The organism is Qipengyuania proteolytica, assembly GCF_019711565.1.
GTDB classification, from domain to species: domain Bacteria; phylum Pseudomonadota; class Alphaproteobacteria; order Sphingomonadales; family Sphingomonadaceae; genus Qipengyuania; species Qipengyuania proteolytica.
Genome location: NZ_JAIGNN010000002.1, coordinates 590,987 through 607,032, shown reverse-complemented (window position 1 = coordinate 607,032; position 16,046 = coordinate 590,987). Strand labels below are relative to the sequence as shown.

Below are 16,046 nucleotides of genomic sequence, written 5' to 3'. Positions count from 1 at the left end.
GCGATTAAAAGCCCGTCACGCGCCCGCTGCGACAATATAGCGCCCGACGTTCTTTGCCAAAACGTCCATCGGCACATTGCCGCCGAGGACGACCGCATCGTTGAAGGCCTTGAAGTCGTACGCGCTGCCGAGTGCCGCCTCGGCCCGCTTGCGCTGGTCGACGATGCGGCTGTGACCCAGCTTGTAGCCGGTCGCCTGGCCGGGCCAGCTGCAATAGCGATCGACTTCGCTCTCGACTTCGCCGCGCTTGCTGCCGTTGCGCTCGACGAAGAACTGGACGGCCTGGTCGCGGCTCCAGCCTTTCGCATGGAGCCCGGTGTCGACCACCATGCGGCAGGCACGGAAGGCGAGACTCTGGAGATAGCCGAGCCGTCCGACTGCGAAATCGTCGTAGGCGCCCAGTTCGTCGGCCAGTTGCTCGCCATAGAGCGCCCAGCCTTCGCTGAACGGGTTGAAGGCGAGGATCGAGCGGATCAGCGGCAGCTTGTTGCCGTATTCGCCTTCCCAGATGTGGCCCGGGATGGATTCGTGGAAAGTGAGGTCGGCAAGGTCGTATTTGCGGTGCAGGTCGGTATCGCGCAGGTTGATCCAGAAGACGCCGGGGATCGTGCCGTCCTTGCTGCCTGCGCCGCCATAGGCGCCCGGCGCGCCGGCTTCCTCGGCGACCGGGATGCGCTTCACGTCCAAGTTGGGATCGACCAGAGTGTTGAAGGCGCGCGGCATCTGCCCCTTGATCCAGTTCACCCGCTCCCAGATGAAATCCATGATCTCCTTGCGGCCCGGATCGCCCTCCGCAAACTTGTAGCGCGGGTCGCTGCCGAGCTGCTGCATCCGCTCGCCCACAGAGCCACTGGTATAGCCGATATCGCGCAGGATCGGGTCCATGCGGGCATGGAGTGCTTCGAGTTCGTCGAGACCCTGCCGGTGGATCTCGTCGGCACTGAGTGTAGTCGTGGTGCTGGACCGCAGCGCCCAGGCGTAGAACTCCTCGCCATGGGGACGCGCCGCTATGCCCGGTTCGTCCGTGGCGACGGCGCGCTCTGCCTGCAGCTCCGCCAACTGGCGCGAGAGCGCTTCCGCAACAGGCCCGGTTTCGAGCGTCATCGCGCGGTTGGCGTGGCTTTCGGGCATGCCCTTTTCGACCAGCTTGGCCCGCAGGTCGGCAGCGAACAGCTCGCCCTTGCCGGCGCTGGCGATGGTCTGTTCCATCTGGCGGATCGCCTTGTCGAGCAGGAAGCCCGGCGGGACGACGCCCATGCCGCGCGCCGCCCTGATCCGTTCCAGTTCGCCCTCGAGCACGCCGGGAAAGGCCTCGAGACGCTCGATGTAGAAATCGGCATCGTCGCCGTCCTTCACCTTGAAGTCCGACTGCATGAAGCGCGGGAAGGCGAGATATTCGCCGACATTCTGGATCACGACGTAGGGCGCAGTGCGCCAGTTGCCGACCGGCGTATCGCCATAGGGGAGGGCGAAGCCGTCGAGCGCGACTTCATAGGCGCTCTCTACGACATCGAGATTGGTGACGGTGGTGTTGTCGAGGCCGCCGCGCGGATAGGCGCGGACCCGCGCGAGGTCGCGCCGCAATGTGGCCGCATAGGCTTCCTGCCCCGCGCGCGTCTGGTCCTCCAGCTTACCGCGCAGATAGGCATAGCGGCCATTGTCGACGCCCAGGCTGGTGGCGCGCCCGGGTTCGTGTTCGAGGAGGTTGTAGGCAACCACCTCCAGCAGCCGTTCCGCCCCGATCTGCTGGGCCTTGACGACCGAGACGTCGCGCGGGAGCGCGGCGGTGCATCCGGTGAGGGTGAGCGCGGTCGTCGCGCCAAGCCCGGCAAGGGCTTCGCGGCGGGTGATATCGAAGCTGTGAGAAGTCATGGCGGGCGGTGTGCGATGCCCGCCATGCAGTGTCAATCAGGCTGGCAGATCAATCGAGGAATTCGGCCGGGACCTTGCCGCCATTGGCGGCGAGTTCGTTCATCGTGCGCTTGTGCAGCCAGATATTGTCCTCTGCGCTGCCCGAATAGTCCTCGCGGCCGAGCTCGCCAGCCAGCGCCTTGCGGCTCTCGTAATCGGAATCGACGCCGATCAGCTTCATCAGGTCGACGATCGAGGTGCGCCAGTTCAACCGGTCCGCGCCGGGCATGGAGTCGAGGCTATTCTCGACATCGACTACCGAGGTGGCCTTGGGCTCGACCACGGGCGCATTGGCCCAGGCGTTGCCGGGATCGGCCTTGGGTGCACCCGAGGGCGCGGTTTCGGGCACTTCCTGTGCCTTGGCCTTGGACCCGAAAATCGCGTCCTTGATCTTGCCGAAAATACTCATCGTCCGTCTCCTTCACGCCCTCAACGGATCATCCCACGGCGCGTTCCGGCTTCGTGACTTGCAGCGCGGGAAAGGAAAGCTAAGAGCCGGACCATGCTCGATGCCGTTCTCTCGCTCACCGTCCTCGCCGCCATCCTGCTGCTGCTGGGCGCGTTTTTCCTGTGGCGCCGGACGGGCAATGTGAAGAATGCGGCACTGATGGTGGTGCTGGCGGTGGTCGCATTGCTCAACGTCGCCATCTGGACGTTGCCCGATGCCGGGGGCGAGGCCCCGCTCGAAAAGCTCGAGCAGGGAGCTCGCTAGGGGGGCGTCACTCCGGCAATTGCCAGAGGACCGATCCGGTGTAGCTGCCGGCGACCGGTTCGCCATTACCGCCGCGTGCCGGTTCGAACCGCGCGCGCTTGGTGACGAGGCTGCAGGTCGCCGCATCGAGTTCGCCATGTCCGGTCGAGCCCGTGACGGTGCAATCGGTCACGCGGCCATTGGCGGCGATCTCGAGCCGGAACTTCGCCAATCCGGTCAGCTCGCGGCGGGTCCAGCTCGGGCGATAGTCGCTGTTGGAAAGCCAGCGGGCCGGATCGTTCTTCGGCCGGGCGGCGACGGGATCGAAGCTCGGCATCGGCTCGGGTCTGGGGATGTCGATCACCGGACCGCGTCCGGGCTGTGGCACCGGGACTGGCGGCGGGATCAGGTTGGTGGTATCGACCAGCGGCGGTGTCGGCTTGATGTCGAATTTGGGGGCCGGAGTGAAGATCGGCGGCGATGCGGATTCCTTCGGCACGACCTCATCGGTGGGCGGGGGAGGCGGCGGCGGAGGCGGGGCATCGGGAATGTTGCGTCCCTCGAACTTCGTGATGACCTCGGGCAGAGCGCCGGTCACGGTCATGCCGAAGACAAGCGCCGCTCCGATCGCGGCATGGACACCGACCACTGCCGCCACGCTCGCTGGCGATGGCCTGCTGGACTGGGTGACATAGGACATGGGCGTTCTCCTCTTCCGTTGCTCGCAGAGACAGCGACCCGACTCCACGTCCCGCAATGTTACAACGTAACATGCTAGAGTCAAGTCATGATGGCGAGGAGGATGGTTCGCTCGTGCGGATACGCGAGCGAACGCAAAATAAGTCGATTGAACGTCCAGCCCTCCGGGACCGGAGCGCCTAGCCCGTCACTTGATCGGGCACGCCGGGTCGAGGCGGAAGTCGAGATAGTTGTCGACCGCGGCCATCAGTTCGGTCTGCTCGTTCTCGAAGAAATGGTTGGCGCGCGGGATTTCCTCGTGGTGCACGGTGATGTGCTTCTGCGTACGCAGCTTCTCGACCAGCTTGGTGACCGAATTGGGCTGCACCACCGTGTCCTGCGCGCCGTGGATGAAGATGCCGCTGGCGGGGCAGGGAGCGAGGAAAGAGAAATCGTACATACTCGCAGGCGCGCCGATGCTGATCCAGCCGCGGATTTCCGGGCGGCGCATCAGCAACTGCATGCCGATCAGCGCGCCGAAGCTGACGCCGGCGACCCACGTCACCTGCGCTTCGGGATGGATCTGCTGCACCCAATCGAGCGCGGCGGCGGCATCGGAGAGCTCGCCGATGCCGTTGTCGAAGCTGCCCTGGCTGCGGCCGACGCCGCGGAAGTTGAAGCGCAGCGTGGCGAAGCCGCGGTTGACGAAGGTCTTGTAGAGCCGCTGTGTCATCTGCTCGTTCATCGTGCCGCCGCCCTGCGGGTGCGGATGCAGGATCATCGCCACCGGCGCGCGCGGGCGCGGGGCGGGAGAGAAACGGCCTTCGAGACGGCCTTCGGGGCCGGGGAAGATGACGGTCGGCATGGATGAGGTACCTGTCGAAATGTGCGGTTGCGCAGGCCACGGGTGGCGCGCGCGAGGTCGCGGGCTATATAGGGTCTGCAACCGATTTCGCAATTGTTTCGAGCCCGTATCATTCCCGAACGCATCTACCTCGATCACGCCGCCACCACGCCGCTGCGCCCCGAAGCGCGCGAGGACATGGAAGAGGGTTTCCGGCTATGGGCCAATCCGAGCTCGCCGCATGCCGAGGGGCGCAAGGCGCGGAGCCTGCTGGAGGACGCGCGGGAGCGGATCAAGACGGCGCTCGGGTGGGATGGCGAGGTGATCTTCACTTCCGGCGCGAGCGAGGCGGCGGCGTTGGCGCTGGACAGTGCGCAGGCCGGTGCGCGGCTCGTATCGAGTGTCGAGCATGATTGCATCTTCCAGGCCGCACTCGATGCCGAACGCATCCCGGTGCGCACTGACGGCGCGCTCGACCTGGAAATCCTGACCGAGGCGGTCCAGCGCGAACGGCCGCTCGTCGCGGTCCAGCACGTCAATTCGGAAACCGGCAACAGGCAGGACCTTTCGGCGGTTGCCGGGATCGTGGGTCAGGCCGGCGGGCTGCTGCTGGCCGACTGCGCGCAAAGCGCGGGCAAGTTCGCGCTGCCATCTTGCGATATGGCCATCGTCTCGGCCCACAAGTTCGGCGGGCCGATCGGTATCGGGGCCTTGCTCGTGCGCGACTATGTGCTGCTGAGGCCATCCGGCGGCCACGAGCGCGGCTATCGGCGGGGGACCGAAAACCTGCCCGGCGCGATGGGTATGGCAGCGGTACTGGAAGCGGCGAGGGATCCTTACCTCGACCCGGCAATCTTCGCGCCGCTCGACCAGTTGGGCAACACGCTCTCTCTCGCCGACCCCACCCCTTACATCCGCGCCATCGCCATGCCGAACATGAGCGCCACCGCGCAGGTCATGCGTTTCGACATGGCGGGCATCGCGGTTTCGCAAGGCAGCGCCTGCTCCAGCGGCACCATGAAGACCAGCCGCGTGCTCGAGGCGATGCAGGTCGAGTCGGGAGTGGCCGCCAACACGATCCGCGTCTCGCTGGGCTGGAACACCACCCGCGAGGAGGTGGAACGCTTCTGCGAGGTATGGCTTGAGATGGCGAGAGCATGATCTACCTCGATTATCAGGCCACCACCCCGCTCGCGCCCGAGGCGCGCGATGCGATGCTGCGCTGGCTCGACGGGCCCGGCGGCACAGGCTTCGGCAACCCGCACAGCTCCCACCGCATGGGGCGGCAGGCGAAGGCGGCGATCGAGCTGGCGCGCGAACAGGTCGCGGCGCTGTTCCCGGCTGGCGGCAAGGTGATCTTTACGAGCGGCGCGACCGAGGCGCTCAACCTGGCGATCCGGGGTTCGGGGCAGGGCGGGGCCGTGTCCTATTCCGGCATCGAGCATTCGGCAGTCGGAGATACCGCCCAGAGCGCGGGCAAGAGCCACCTGCTTAATGTCGCAAAGACCGGCCAGTGCAACACGAAGCAGGACCTGCCCGCCGACACGCGGCTCGTCTGCGTCATGCAGGTCAACAACGAGATCGGGACGGTGCAGCCGACCATCCAATGGCACCGCAAGGCGAAGTCGATGAACGCGCTCTATCTGTGCGACGCGGTGCAGGCCTACGGCAAGATGGAGGTGACCGGCGCGGACATGATCGCGATCTCGGCGCACAAGTTCCACGGCCCCAAGGGCGTCGGCGCGTTGTGGGTTCGCGACGGGGTGGACCTAACAGAAGTTCAGACGGGCGGCGGGCAGGAATTCGGCATCCGCTCGGGCACGCTCTCGCCTGCGCTGATCGCGGGCATGGGGGCGGCGGCAGCGGAAGCGAAGGATCGGATGGAGCAGGATCGCGAGCATGTCGAACAGCTCTGGACCCGCGCGCTGGACCTGTTTTCACAATGGGATCTCAACGGCAGCGCCGAGGCGCGCTGGCACGGCAATCTCAATATCCGGCGCAAGGGCCTCGATGTCGCGCGCCTGATGAGCGATTGCCGTACGGTGATGTTCTCCGCCGGATCGGCCTGCGCCAGCGGATCGGGCCGCCCCAGCCATGTGCTTAAGGCGATCGGCCTCAGCGACAAGCAGGCCAAGAGCTCGATCCGCCTCGGCTTCGGTCGCTACACGACGTTGGAAGAAATCGAGGAGGCCGCGCGCCTCATCAACGAAGCGGCGGAGGCGCAAGGCCTGTGAAGGTGTATTTCACGACATCGCAGGGCGAGACCGTCATCGCCGAAGCCGAACTTGGCGACAACCTGCTCCGCGTGGCGCAGGCGGCCGGCATGCCGCTCGAAGGGACCTGCGAAGGCCAGATGGCCTGCTCCACCTGCCACGTCGTGGTCGCCGCAGAATGGTTCGACCGGCTGGCTGAGGCAAGCGAGGAAGAGGAAGACATGCTCGACCTCGCGGCGGGCGTCACCCGCACCAGCCGCCTTTCGTGCCAGATCGAGCTGACGGCGGAGATGGACGGCCTGACCGTCTCCATCCCTGCCGAAAGCCACGATATGCGGCGCTTCTAGCTAGCGTTTTCCGCCTCCGGCTCGCTCTTCGGCAGCCAGCCGTCATTGCCGATCCCGGTCGAAAAGCCCGACCGGCGCCACAGGCGCACCGCCAGCCACACGATCAGGCCCAGCGGCAGGATCACCGTCAGCAACACCATGAACACCGCGATCATGTTGCCGAGCAGGGAGGCGAGCGAGCCCCACGCGCTGCGGATCGGGTCGATGAAGCCACCCTGCGCAGGCGCGCCGGCCTGGTATTCGACGGTCATGGTCGAATAGGCGACACGGGCGCGCATTTCGCTGAGCCAGCTTTGCGCCTGGTCGATCTCTTCGTTGACTTGCGCGACGCCGCGCTCGGCGGCGACCAGTTCGGAAACCGTGCCTTGGCGATTGCGCAACACCTCCATCAGCCGGTCGCGCAGCACGGTGCGGGCGCGCAGGCGCGCCTCGGTATCGACGATGCGCTTCGACAGGTCCTCGCCCTCGATCGAGGAGGAGATCAGTTCGCCTTCCATCTGCCCGGTCGCGGCGGTTAGTGCCTTGCCGAAGCTGCGCGCCTCGCTGCTCCGGACCGCGATGGTGAGGCTGCCATAGGCATAGTCGCCCTCCTGCTCGCCCTGGTTCATCGAGACGATCCGGCAGACCTGCTGGCCCTTGGCCTCGCACATGTCGGCATGGCGCTCCTGCAGCGGGCGAATGGTGTCGGCTGGCACGCGGAAGCCATAGGCGAAGCTGTAGGCAACCTGCGGGATGCCGACGGAGATCGTGCCGCCCGCATGGTCGATCTCCTCCGGGGTGTCGGCACCTTCTGAGCGGGTCCGGACCGGAGGCGCGGGCGGGGGAGGCGGCGGCGCAACGCTCGGAGGCGAGGGTTGCTCCATCGCTTCCATGAAGCCGGATTCGTTCTGGGGGGCTTCGGATTCGGCCATGTCCACGGTGGTGACCCGCTCGGTTACCACCTCCTCATTCGAGGCATCGCTACAGCCCGCTAGCAACGCGATGGCCGACACCGCGATCACTATTTCCATACGCATACGCCTCTCCTCTTGGCTCCCGTTCTCAAGCATGCCTTATTCTCGCCACAATATGAACACAATCAAAACACATTTGGATTAGATGTTACAACATAACGTGCATCTAGCAAGTGCGCAGTGCTGGCCGGAATGCGAAGAGACCCCGCCGCATCGCTGCGACGGGGCCTCTCAAACCTGTGTTCTGATTATGTTATGCGGCTTCGAGTTCGCGCTTGTCCACCGTCTGGCCGAGCATTTCGATCAGCGCCTTGCTGAAGGCCGGAATGTCGTCGGGATTGCGGCTGGTGATGAGGTTGCCGTCGATTGCGGCTTCCCTGTCGACCACATTCGCGCCGGCATTCTTCAGGTCGGTGCGGACCGAAGGCCATGCGGTGACGGTCTTGCCCTTCACGATACCGGCTTCGACGAGCAGCCACGGGGCGTGGCAGATGGCAGCGATCGGCTTGCCGGCCTGGTCGAACATCTTGACGATGGCGACGGCGCGCTCGTTCATGCGCAGGATATCGGGGTTCATCTGACCGCCCGGCAGCAGCAGGGCGTCATAGCCTTCGCAGCTTTCGATCTCGTCGACCGTCTTGTCGACCGCGACGCTGTCGCCCCAGTCCTTCTGGTCCCAGCCCTTGATTTCGCCCTTTTCGAGACTCACGACGGTGGTTGCGAAACCGGCGTTTTCGAGATTGGCCTTGGGCTTCATCAGCTCCGACTGTTCAAAGCCGTCGGTGGCGAGGATCATGATGCGCTTGGTCATAGGGTACTCCTTGATGTGTTGTTATTTTTCCAACGTATGGGGATGACGCGCCGTTCCGTGCTGACAGCCGAACCGTGCCTCTGGTAGGGCGGACCACATGGCCACTTCCGAACTGGACGATTCCGGCGCAGATCCGTTCGACGCGATCGTCGATGCACCCTTCGATTCCGCGCTAAGCGAGCGCTATCTCGTCTATGCGCTGAGCACGATCACCGCGCGTTCGCTGCCCGATCTGCGCGACGGGCTCAAGCCGGTGCACCGCCGCCTGCTGTGGGCGATGCGGCAACTGAAGCTGGATCCCAACAGCGCGTTCAAGAAGTCTGCCCGCGTGGTCGGCGATGTCATCGGCAAGTACCACCCGCATGGCGATGCCTCGGTCTACGACGCGATGGTCCGCCTCGCGCAGGACTTCGCGCTGCGGTACCCGCTGGTCGAAGGGCAGGGGAACTTCGGCAATATCGACGGCGATAATGCCGCAGCCTATCGTTACACCGAGGCGCGTCTCACCAAGACCGCCTTGCGCCTCATGGAAGGCCTCGACGAAGGCACGGTCGATTTCATCCCGACCTACAATGGCGAGGAGCAGGAGCCGGAAATCTTCCCCGGCCTGTTCCCCAACCTGCTCGCCAATGGCGCGAGCGGGATTGCGGTCGGCATGGCGACCAACATCCCGAGCCACAACGTCGCCGAGATCGTCGACGCCACGCTCGAAGTGATCGACAACCCGCATGTCGAACATGCGCGGCTGATGGAACTGTTCAAGGGTCCGGACTTCGCGACCGGCGGCGTTGTGCCTGAAAGCGCCGAAACGATCAGCGCCGCCTACGAAACCGGCCGCGGCAGCTTTCGCGTGCGCGGGCGCTTCCATGCGGTCGAGGCGGACAAGGCGGAAGACCGCGAGGCCGGCATCGAACGGCTCGGCGGCGGGCAGTGGCAGCTGGTTGTCAGCGAAATCCCCTACCAGGTGCAGAAGGGCAAGCTGATCGAACAGATAGCCCAGCTGATCGCCGACAAGAAGCTGCCGATCCTCGAAGACGTGCGCGACGAGAGCGACGAGAAGATCCGGCTCGTGCTCGTCCCGCGCAGCCGCAATGTCGATCCCGAGCTGCTGAAGGAAAGCCTCTACAAGCTGACCGATCTCGAGACGCGCTTCGGGCTCAACCTCAACGTGCTCGATGCGACGCGCACGCCGATGGTGATGGGGCTGAAAGAGCTGCTGACGAACTGGATCGCGAGCCAGATCGACATCCTCCAGCGCCGCAGCCGCCACCGGCTCGAACAGATCGCGCGGCGGCTGGAGCTGGTGGAAGGCTACATCATCGCCTTCCTCAATCTCGACCGCGTGATCGAGATCATCCGTTACGAGGACGATCCAAAGGCCGTGATGATGGCGGAGTTCAGCCTCACGGATCGGCAGGCCGAAGCGATCCTCAACATGCGCCTGCGCAGCTTGCGCAAGCTGGAGGAAATGCAGCTGCGGCAGGAGCGTGACGAGCTGCTCAAGGAACAAGAGGAACTCAACAAGCTGCTCGACAGTCCGGCCCGCCAGCGCACGCGCCTCAAGCGCGACCTCAACGCCCTGCGCAAGGACTATGGCGAGGACACCGCGCTGGGCGCGCGCCGCACGACCATTGCGGAAGCCGCACCGGCGGTCGAATTCAGCATGGACGCGATGATCGAGAAGGCGCCGATTACCGTCATCCTGTCGCAGAAGGGCTGGATCAGGGGCGCGACCGGGCATGTCCCGCTCGACCAGGAGTGGAAGTTCAAGGAAGGCGACGGGCCGGCCTTCGTCCTCCATGCGCAGACCACCGACAAGCTGCTGCTGGCGGCGGACGACGGGCGCTTCTTCACGCTCGGCGCGGACAAGCTTCCCGGCGCGCGGGGCTTCGGCGAGCCGGTGCGCAACACGCTCGACATCGATGCCGAGGCGCAAATCGTGGCGGTGATCGTCCACCGACCCGGCCAGCGCCTCTTGCTGGCGGCGACGACCGGCAAGGGCTTTGCCGCGACCACCGACGATCTCCTCGCGGAAACCCGGAAGGGACGGCAGGTGGTCAACCTCAAGGACAAGGCGAAGCTCGCCGTCGCGCGGCCGATCCCCGAAAGCCATGACCATGTCGCGGTGGTCGGCGATAACCGCAAGTTGGTGGTGTTCAACCTCGAGGAACTGCCCGATCTCGCCAAGGGGCAGGGCGTGAAGTTGCAGAACTATCGCGACGGTGGGCTGTCCGATGCGACCACCTTCAAGCTGGAAAATGGCCTCAGCTGGGCGATGGGCGGCAAGGGTGAACGCACCCGGACCGAAACCGAGATGTGGCAATGGAAGGTCGCGCGCGGCGGCGCGGGACGCCTGCCGCCGCAGGGCTTCCCGCGGGATAACAGGTTTTGATGGCGTCGTTTCGCGCCTGACTTAGTCAGACGCTGCGCCCGGCACCGGCCCACTCCCCCACCCGGCCACCCAAGGCACGGTATTTTATGGGTGGCCGGGTGGGGGCGTGGGCCGGTGCCGCAAGCCTTCGACGGACGTCGAAGGCGCACCCAACAAAGGACTCTGGACAAAAACCGCGAGCCGCCCCATTTGCACGCCATGCAGAGCCAGAACCCGCTGATCGCCGATTTCGTCAGACTCGCCAATTCGGCGGCCGGTACGCTTGCCGGCATGGGCCGCGAGGCACGCGACGCTGCGCGCGAGCGGGCGAAGGAAACCTTCGGCGGAATGGATTTCGTGAGCCGCGAGGAATTCGACGCGGTCAAGGCGATGGCCGGCAAGGCCCGCGAAGAAGCCGAAAAGCTCGCCGAACGCGTCGCAGCGCTGGAAGCCAGGATCAAGTGATCGTCGCCCCTGCGAAGGCAGGGGCCCAGATGACCTCCCGTCGAGCGCGCTGAACGATTTTGGGCGGCTGGGTCTACATCATGACCAATGCTCCGCACGGCACGCTTTACATCGGTGTGACGAGCGACATTGTTGCACGCGTTTATGCTCATCGCGAGGGGCGTGGATCTGAGTTCTGCAGGCGCCATGGACTGACGCGACTGGTCTACGCTGAGCATTTTGACGAGATCGATGACGCCATTGCGCGCGAGAAGGCGATGAAGCGCTGGAAGCGGCAATGGAAGCTCAAGCTGATCCGCCGCGATAATCCGGACTGGAACGACCTGTTCGAGACGATCCTGTGACGCCGCCCAGCCGGTACCCTTATCTGGGCCCCTGCCTTCGCAGGGGCGACGGATAGGGCTACAGGGCAGCGCATGCACCTTACCGCACCCGCAATTCTCGTTGCCGCGCGCCCGCATGGCGAAACGGCGGTGATTGCGCGCCTGCTTACGCGGGAAAGCGGGATCGTCGCCGCCTATGTCGCGGGCGGGCGCGGGCGGCAGCTGCGGCCCGTCGTGATCCCCGGCAATGTCGTGCAGGCGGACATCCGCGCCAAATCCGATAGCCAGCTGCCGTTCGCGCGGCTCGAGCTGATGCAGAGCCGCGGCCCGTGGCTCTCCGAGCCCTTGCCCGCCGCTGCGATCGCCTGGGTGACGGCGCTCACCGCCGCCGCGCTGCCCGAGCGTAACCCCTATCCCTCGCTCCATGCGGCGCTCGGCGGACTGCTCGACGCAATCTGTTCGGCCGACGCCGCGCGGCAATGGGTCGAGGCGCTGGCGACCTATGAAGCGCTGCTGCTGCGCGAGCTCGGCTATGGCGGCGAGCGGCCCGCGATAGCGGACCTTGGGCAGGCCTTGGAAATTCTCGACCGCCAGAAGCCGCTAATCGCACGCTACCTGCTTGCCGACACCCGCGCCGACGTTCTAGCCGCAAGACAGCTCCTGAGGCAGCGGCTGGCACGGATGGTTTACTGAGCCAGTCATTGCGAGGAGCCGAAGGCGGAGTCGAAGATGACCAGCGGTCACCTGGCAATCCAGCCAGACCGGGACTGGATTGCTTCGCTTCGCTCGCAATGACTGGGTGACCGATGAAGATAGCAGTTTTCGCAGGCGACGGGATCGGGCCGGAAGTTACGGCGCAGGCTCTCCGTGTGTTGGATGTATTGGCATTGCCCGACCTCACGCTCTTTGAAGGCGATGTCGGCGCGATTGCGTACAGGCGACACGGACACCCCCTACCGCAAGAAACCATCGATATGGCGAAAGCTTCAGATGCGGTCCTGTTCGGCGCTGTCGGCGATCCCTCATGTGATGACCTGCCTCGTGCGCATCGTCCCGAACAAGCAATCTTGGGCTTGAGGAAGGAACTCGACCTTTTTGCAAACCTTAGGCCAGCGCGTACCTTTGATGGTCTGGAGCACCTCTCGCCGCTAGGCGCCGAAAGAGCTTTGCAATTCGACATGATGATCGTTCGCGAACTGACGGGCGACGTTTATTTCGGTGAGAAGGGCGAGCGGAAGAATGCTGCTGGCGAACGCGAAGGTTGGGACATGATGTCCTATTCCGAGAGCGAAATCCGACGCATCGCGAATATCGCATTCGACATCGCGGATCAGTCGCAAAGCTACTCGGCGTGCATCGACAGCGTTGACAAGGCCAATGTGCTCGAAACAAGCAGGGTATGGCGCGAAGTCGTGACAGAGGTTGCCAAAGAACGCTGGAGCGAAATGCCGCCACTACGTCACATGTATGTGGACAATGCTGCGATGCAGATGGTCACCAATCCAAACCAGTTCGGCGTGATTCTGACCGGCAATCTCTTCGGGGACATCCTGTCCGACCTTGCCAGCGCCTGCGTCGGTTCGATCGGCCTGCTCGCCAGCGCCAGCCTGGGCGAGCGGCAGACCGAATACGGCACCTTCGGCCTCTACGAGCCGATCCACGGCAGCGCGCCCGATATCGCGGGGCAGGGCAAGGCCAATCCGGTCGCCGCCGTCCTCAGCCTCGCCATGTTGCTGCGCCATTCGCTGGGTCGCGAGGCGGAGGCTGTGCGGGTCGAACACGCGGTGGAGGGAATCCTCGCCGATGGCGTCTTCGGCGGCGATCTGGGCGGTTCGGCCTCGACCGAAGAGATTGGCGATGCCATTGTTAGGAAGCTGCTAACCATATCTTGAGGATTGGCGGATAAACGCGTCATGCAATGGATATGAGCCCTTCGACGCAGCCCAACGTGGCCGAACAGACCGCCGCTGGCCCCCGCCAGCTCGATCTTGCGATCATCCTGCCGACGCTCAACGAGCGCGACAATCTCGAGCCGCTGGTCGAGCGGATCGAGGGCGCGCTCGGCGTCGATGGCTGGGAAGTCCTGATTGTGGACGACAATTCCGCCGACGGCACCAGTGACGAGGCTCGCCGCCTCTCGCTGTCCGATCCGCGCGTCCGCGTGATCCAGCGCATCGGTCGCCGCGGTCTTTCCAGCGCCGCGATCGAGGGCTTCTGCGCCACCGCCGCGCCCTACGTGGCGGTGATGGACGCCGACCACCAGCACGATCCCAAACTGCTCGTCGACATGCTCGCAGCGGTGAAATCGGGCGAAGCCGAAGTTGCTGTCGCCAGCCGCTTTGCGGAAGGCGCTAGCATGGAGGAATGGGGCCGCCCCGACCGCGAAAAGCTGTCGAGCGTCGCCAACATGCTCGCCCGCAAGTTGACCGGCGTCGAACTCAGCGACCCGATGAGCGGGTTCTTCCTCCTCCCGTCGGCGACCGCCCGCCGGCTAGTACCGAATCTTTCAGGAATCGGGTTCAAGATCCTGCTCGACCTGCTCGCAACTTCCGAAACACCGCTCAAGGTGAAGGATTTCCCGATGAATTTCTCCGCCCGCCGCTCAGGCGAATCCAAGCTCGACCGCGCCATCGCGCTCGATTTCCTCGCCGGGCTCTACGACAAGAGCTTCGGCCGCGTGATCCCGACCCGCTTCGCGCTGTTCGGCACGGTCGGCGTCATCGGCGTTGGCGTCCACATGGCGATCCTCTATGCCTTCATGCTGCTGGGCGGTGCGAATTTCGGCTGGAGCCAGGCCGTCGCGACTTTCGGGGCGATGACCTTCAACTTCTGGCTGAACAATTTCCTGACCTATCGCGACCGCCGCCTGAAGGAAGCCGACAAGGTCTTCTGGGGCTGGCTGAGCTTCATCGCCGCGTGTTCGATCGGCGCCTTCGCCAATGTCGCTGTGGCCACCACGCTGCACGACCGCGGCGTGCACACCGTGTTCGCCGCGCTGGTCGGCATCGGCATCGGTTCGGTGTGGAACTACGCCCTGTCGAGCCGCTTCGTGTGGGGCAGATATTGAGTTTGTTGCGTCCGTGAAGCGCGTCCGCGCTCCACTTGCCGCAAGGTCAGGACGGATGTCCTGACCGCATTCGAAAAAACTTCCTCACCGCCAGCCGTCGATCCAGGTCCACACCGCAAAGCTGTCGGCCCCCGCGAGCGGTTCGGCGCTGAGGATCGAATAGAACCACGCGAACAGCAATACGCTGCCGACCACCGGTGCGAGCGCGGTCTTGCGCCACCCGCCCTGCCATAACGCGTCGCAGGCGAGGGCCAGAGCGGCGAGCAGCGCCATGCTCGGCAGCGAATAGTGATAATAGAACTGCACCGGCTTGGCGGCGAAAATCCAGAAGCCGAGGCTGACCGCATAGATCGCGACCGCGCCGAGCGCCGCCCAGTTGCGGCGGAACAGGCCGTGCCACGCACACCAGGCGAGCCCCGGGACTGCCAGCAGCATGGTCAGCGGGTTGCCGATCAGCATGATGCCGCGCTGGACCCCGTCGATCGGTTCGTAGAGATACCAGATCGAGCGCGCGTTCAGCACCCAGTCCTGCCATGTCGACTGGTACGGATGCCCCTTCAGTACCTGGGTCTGCAGGTCGAGCATGAAGCGGTGGTGGAAGACCAGCCCTTCGGTGATCGGGTTCACCGCAAACCAGTAGGCCGGGATGAAGCTGGCGGCATAGACCACCAGCGGCACGACGCCGAGCCACAGCGCGGCCTCGACCAGCGTGATCCCCGGCACGGGCGCACCGCGGCGGCTCAGCAGCAGGCGGCGGCGTCCGGCGAGTGCTCGGGCGACGAGGAAGGTTAGGCCCGGCAGCGTCGCCACCAGCAGCGCGTTCCACTTCGAACCCATGGCGAGGCCGAGAGCCACGCCGGTCAGCGCCAGTCGCCACCGACCCTGCTCGGGCTGGCGGATGGCGGCGGCGAACTGCCACGCCGCCACGCTCAGGAAGGCGAGGTAGAAGATGTCGAGCATGGCGATCCGCGCATGCACGAAGAGGTGGAAGCCGGTCGCGAGCAGCATGCCGTAGGCAAGGGTGGCGAAGCGGCTGAGGCTCGCGAACCACATGGCCCGCATGCTTGCGAAAAGGGCGAGGGCACCGAACAGCGTCGGCAGCAGGCGCCAGCCCCACGGATTGTCGCCGAACAGCGCCATGCCCAGTGCGATCAGTTCCTTGCCGACCAGCGGGTGCTCGCGGTTGATGTATTCGCCCAGCACCAGCAGCTCGCGCGCTGCTGGCAGGTAATGGACCTCGTCGAAATAGGGTTCGGTGACGACCCTGAGGAAGGGGAGCGTGCCGAGCCAGAACAGCAGCGCCAGCGCGGCGCACCAGCCGAGGGGATCCTTGGGTTGCTCGGGCGCGCGGCTCATCGCGCTCGGGCTTAGG

17 protein-coding genes are annotated in these 16,046 nt (G+C 65.1%); 10 read left to right on the top strand and 7 right to left on the bottom strand.

The annotated features are described in order from the left end of the window. Positions 1 to 15: 15 nt before the first annotated feature. Complete coding sequence (locus tag K3172_RS11875; RefSeq protein WP_221590285.1) at positions 16 to 1,872, bottom strand: DUF885 domain-containing protein; 1,857 nt, start codon at positions 1,870 to 1,872, stop codon at positions 16 to 18. 49 nt (positions 1,873 to 1,921) lie between these two features. Then, positions 1,922 to 2,320: a DUF3597 domain-containing protein gene (locus K3172_RS11870; RefSeq protein ID WP_221590283.1), complete on the bottom strand. Its 399-nt coding sequence runs from the start codon at positions 2,318 to 2,320 to the stop codon at positions 1,922 to 1,924. Positions 2,321 to 2,413: 93 nt separating this feature from the next. Between K3172_RS11870 and K3172_RS11865 the strand changes: the two genes are divergently transcribed. After that, a complete protein-coding gene (locus K3172_RS11865) occupies positions 2,414 to 2,623 on the top strand; it encodes a hypothetical protein (RefSeq protein WP_221590281.1) in 210 nt (69 codons plus the stop codon). A gap of 7 nt (positions 2,624 to 2,630) precedes the next feature. On the opposite strand, the gene K3172_RS11860 is transcribed toward K3172_RS11865, so the two are convergent. Beyond that, positions 2,631 to 3,302 (bottom strand): energy transducer TonB, encoded by a 672-nt coding sequence (locus K3172_RS11860; protein ID WP_221590279.1) that lies wholly within the window; start codon positions 3,300 to 3,302, stop codon positions 2,631 to 2,633. 186 nt (positions 3,303 to 3,488) lie between these two features. Beyond that, entirely contained in the window at positions 3,489 to 4,145 is a 657-nt protein-coding gene (locus tag K3172_RS11855; RefSeq protein ID WP_221590277.1) for an alpha/beta hydrolase, read from the bottom strand. A 93-nt stretch (positions 4,146 to 4,238) separates the two neighbouring features. On the opposite strand from K3172_RS11855, the gene K3172_RS11850 reads away from it, so the two are divergent. From K3172_RS11850 to K3172_RS11840, 3 genes are read left to right on the top strand one after another with little or no spacing between them, the layout of a single operon-like run. Then, positions 4,239 to 5,285, top strand: coding sequence for a cysteine desulfurase family protein (locus tag K3172_RS11850; protein ID WP_282098623.1), 1,047 nt, complete (start codon positions 4,239 to 4,241; stop codon positions 5,283 to 5,285). Beyond that, the gene (locus tag K3172_RS11845; RefSeq protein ID WP_221590275.1) at positions 5,282 to 6,358 is read left to right on the top strand and encodes a cysteine desulfurase family protein; all 1,077 of its coding nucleotides are present in this window, start codon (positions 5,282 to 5,284) and stop codon (positions 6,356 to 6,358) included. Before K3172_RS11850 ends, K3172_RS11845 begins: the two co-directional genes overlap by 4 nt. Next, positions 6,355 to 6,684, top strand: a complete 330-nt coding sequence (locus K3172_RS11840) for a 2Fe-2S iron-sulfur cluster-binding protein (protein ID WP_221590273.1) — start codon at positions 6,355 to 6,357, stop codon at positions 6,682 to 6,684. Before K3172_RS11845 ends, K3172_RS11840 begins: the two co-directional genes overlap by 4 nt. On the opposite strand, the gene K3172_RS11835 is transcribed toward K3172_RS11840, so the two are convergent. Together K3172_RS11835 and K3172_RS11830 are read right to left on the bottom strand one after the other, a co-directional pair. Then, positions 6,681 to 7,700 carry a DUF4349 domain-containing protein gene (locus K3172_RS11835; protein WP_221590271.1) on the bottom strand — a complete coding sequence of 340 codons (1,020 nt, stop codon included), beginning with the start codon at positions 7,698 to 7,700 and terminating at the stop codon, positions 6,681 to 6,683. The genes K3172_RS11840 and K3172_RS11835 overlap by 4 nt on opposite strands. A 190-nt stretch (positions 7,701 to 7,890) precedes the next feature. Further along, positions 7,891 to 8,448 carry a type 1 glutamine amidotransferase domain-containing protein gene (locus K3172_RS11830; protein WP_221590269.1) on the bottom strand — a complete coding sequence of 186 codons (558 nt, stop codon included), beginning with the start codon at positions 8,446 to 8,448 and terminating at the stop codon, positions 7,891 to 7,893. Positions 8,449 to 8,545: 97 nt separating this feature from the next. Between K3172_RS11830 and parC the strand changes: the two genes are divergently transcribed. The 6 genes from parC to K3172_RS11800 all read left to right on the top strand — a co-directional run bounded on the left by parC (position 8,546) and on the right by K3172_RS11800 (position 14,674). Then, positions 8,546 to 10,840, top strand: coding sequence for a DNA topoisomerase IV subunit A (gene parC, locus K3172_RS11825; protein ID WP_221590267.1), 2,295 nt, complete (start codon positions 8,546 to 8,548; stop codon positions 10,838 to 10,840). 198 nt (positions 10,841 to 11,038) lie between these two features. After that, a complete protein-coding gene (locus K3172_RS11820; RefSeq protein ID WP_221590265.1) occupies positions 11,039 to 11,284 on the top strand; it encodes an accessory factor UbiK family protein in 246 nt (81 codons plus the stop codon). 56 nt (positions 11,285 to 11,340) lie between these two features. Beyond that, the gene (locus K3172_RS11815) at positions 11,341 to 11,628 is read left to right on the top strand and encodes a GIY-YIG nuclease family protein (RefSeq protein ID WP_221591167.1); all 288 of its coding nucleotides are present in this window, start codon (positions 11,341 to 11,343) and stop codon (positions 11,626 to 11,628) included. Positions 11,629 to 11,700: 72 nt separating this feature from the next. After that, positions 11,701 to 12,300: a DNA repair protein RecO gene (recO, locus tag K3172_RS11810; RefSeq protein ID WP_221590263.1), complete on the top strand. Its 600-nt coding sequence runs from the start codon at positions 11,701 to 11,703 to the stop codon at positions 12,298 to 12,300. A gap of 113 nt (positions 12,301 to 12,413) precedes the next feature. Beyond that, positions 12,414 to 13,499 carry a 3-isopropylmalate dehydrogenase gene (gene leuB / locus K3172_RS11805; RefSeq protein WP_221590260.1) on the top strand — a complete coding sequence of 362 codons (1,086 nt, stop codon included), beginning with the start codon at positions 12,414 to 12,416 and terminating at the stop codon, positions 13,497 to 13,499. A 32-nt stretch (positions 13,500 to 13,531) separates the two neighbouring features. Continuing rightward, complete coding sequence (locus K3172_RS11800; protein ID WP_247718156.1) at positions 13,532 to 14,674, top strand: glycosyltransferase family 2 protein; 1,143 nt, start codon at positions 13,532 to 13,534, stop codon at positions 14,672 to 14,674. An 84-nt stretch (positions 14,675 to 14,758) separates the two neighbouring features. On the opposite strand, the gene K3172_RS11795 is transcribed toward K3172_RS11800, so the two are convergent. After that, a complete protein-coding gene (locus K3172_RS11795; RefSeq protein ID WP_221590256.1) occupies positions 14,759 to 16,030 on the bottom strand; it encodes a phospholipid carrier-dependent glycosyltransferase in 1,272 nt (423 codons plus the stop codon). Positions 16,031 to 16,046 lie beyond the last annotated feature (16 nt).

What these genes read in the sequence shown, in the direction of transcription:
- K3172_RS11875 (WP_221590285.1), bottom strand. Translation starts at nt 1,872, where the DNA reads ATGACTTCTCACAGCTTCGATATCACCCGCCGCGAAGCCCTTGCCGGG.
- K3172_RS11870 (WP_221590283.1), bottom strand. Translation starts at nt 2,320, where the DNA reads ATGAGTATTTTCGGCAAGATCAAGGACGCGATTTTCGGGTCCAAGGCC.
- K3172_RS11865 (WP_221590281.1), top strand. Translation starts at nt 2,414, where the DNA reads ATGCTCGATGCCGTTCTCTCGCTCACCGTCCTCGCCGCCATCCTGCTG.
- K3172_RS11860 (WP_221590279.1), bottom strand. Translation starts at nt 3,302, where the DNA reads ATGTCCTATGTCACCCAGTCCAGCAGGCCATCGCCAGCGAGCGTGGCG.
- K3172_RS11855 (WP_221590277.1), bottom strand. Translation starts at nt 4,145, where the DNA reads ATGCCGACCGTCATCTTCCCCGGCCCCGAAGGCCGTCTCGAAGGCCGT.
- K3172_RS11845 (WP_221590275.1), top strand. Translation starts at nt 5,282, where the DNA reads ATGATCTACCTCGATTATCAGGCCACCACCCCGCTCGCGCCCGAGGCG.
- K3172_RS11835 (WP_221590271.1), bottom strand. Translation starts at nt 7,700, where the DNA reads ATGCGTATGGAAATAGTGATCGCGGTGTCGGCCATCGCGTTGCTAGCG.
- K3172_RS11830 (WP_221590269.1), bottom strand. Translation starts at nt 8,448, where the DNA reads ATGACCAAGCGCATCATGATCCTCGCCACCGACGGCTTTGAACAGTCG.
- parC (WP_221590267.1), top strand. Translation starts at nt 8,546, where the DNA reads ATGGCCACTTCCGAACTGGACGATTCCGGCGCAGATCCGTTCGACGCG.
- K3172_RS11820 (WP_221590265.1), top strand. Translation starts at nt 11,039, where the DNA reads ATGCAGAGCCAGAACCCGCTGATCGCCGATTTCGTCAGACTCGCCAAT.
- recO (WP_221590263.1), top strand. Translation starts at nt 11,701, where the DNA reads ATGCACCTTACCGCACCCGCAATTCTCGTTGCCGCGCGCCCGCATGGC.
- leuB (WP_221590260.1), top strand. Translation starts at nt 12,414, where the DNA reads ATGAAGATAGCAGTTTTCGCAGGCGACGGGATCGGGCCGGAAGTTACG.
- K3172_RS11800 (WP_247718156.1), top strand. Translation starts at nt 13,532, where the DNA reads ATGAGCCCTTCGACGCAGCCCAACGTGGCCGAACAGACCGCCGCTGGC.
- K3172_RS11795 (WP_221590256.1), bottom strand. Translation starts at nt 16,030, where the DNA reads ATGAGCCGCGCGCCCGAGCAACCCAAGGATCCCCTCGGCTGGTGCGCC.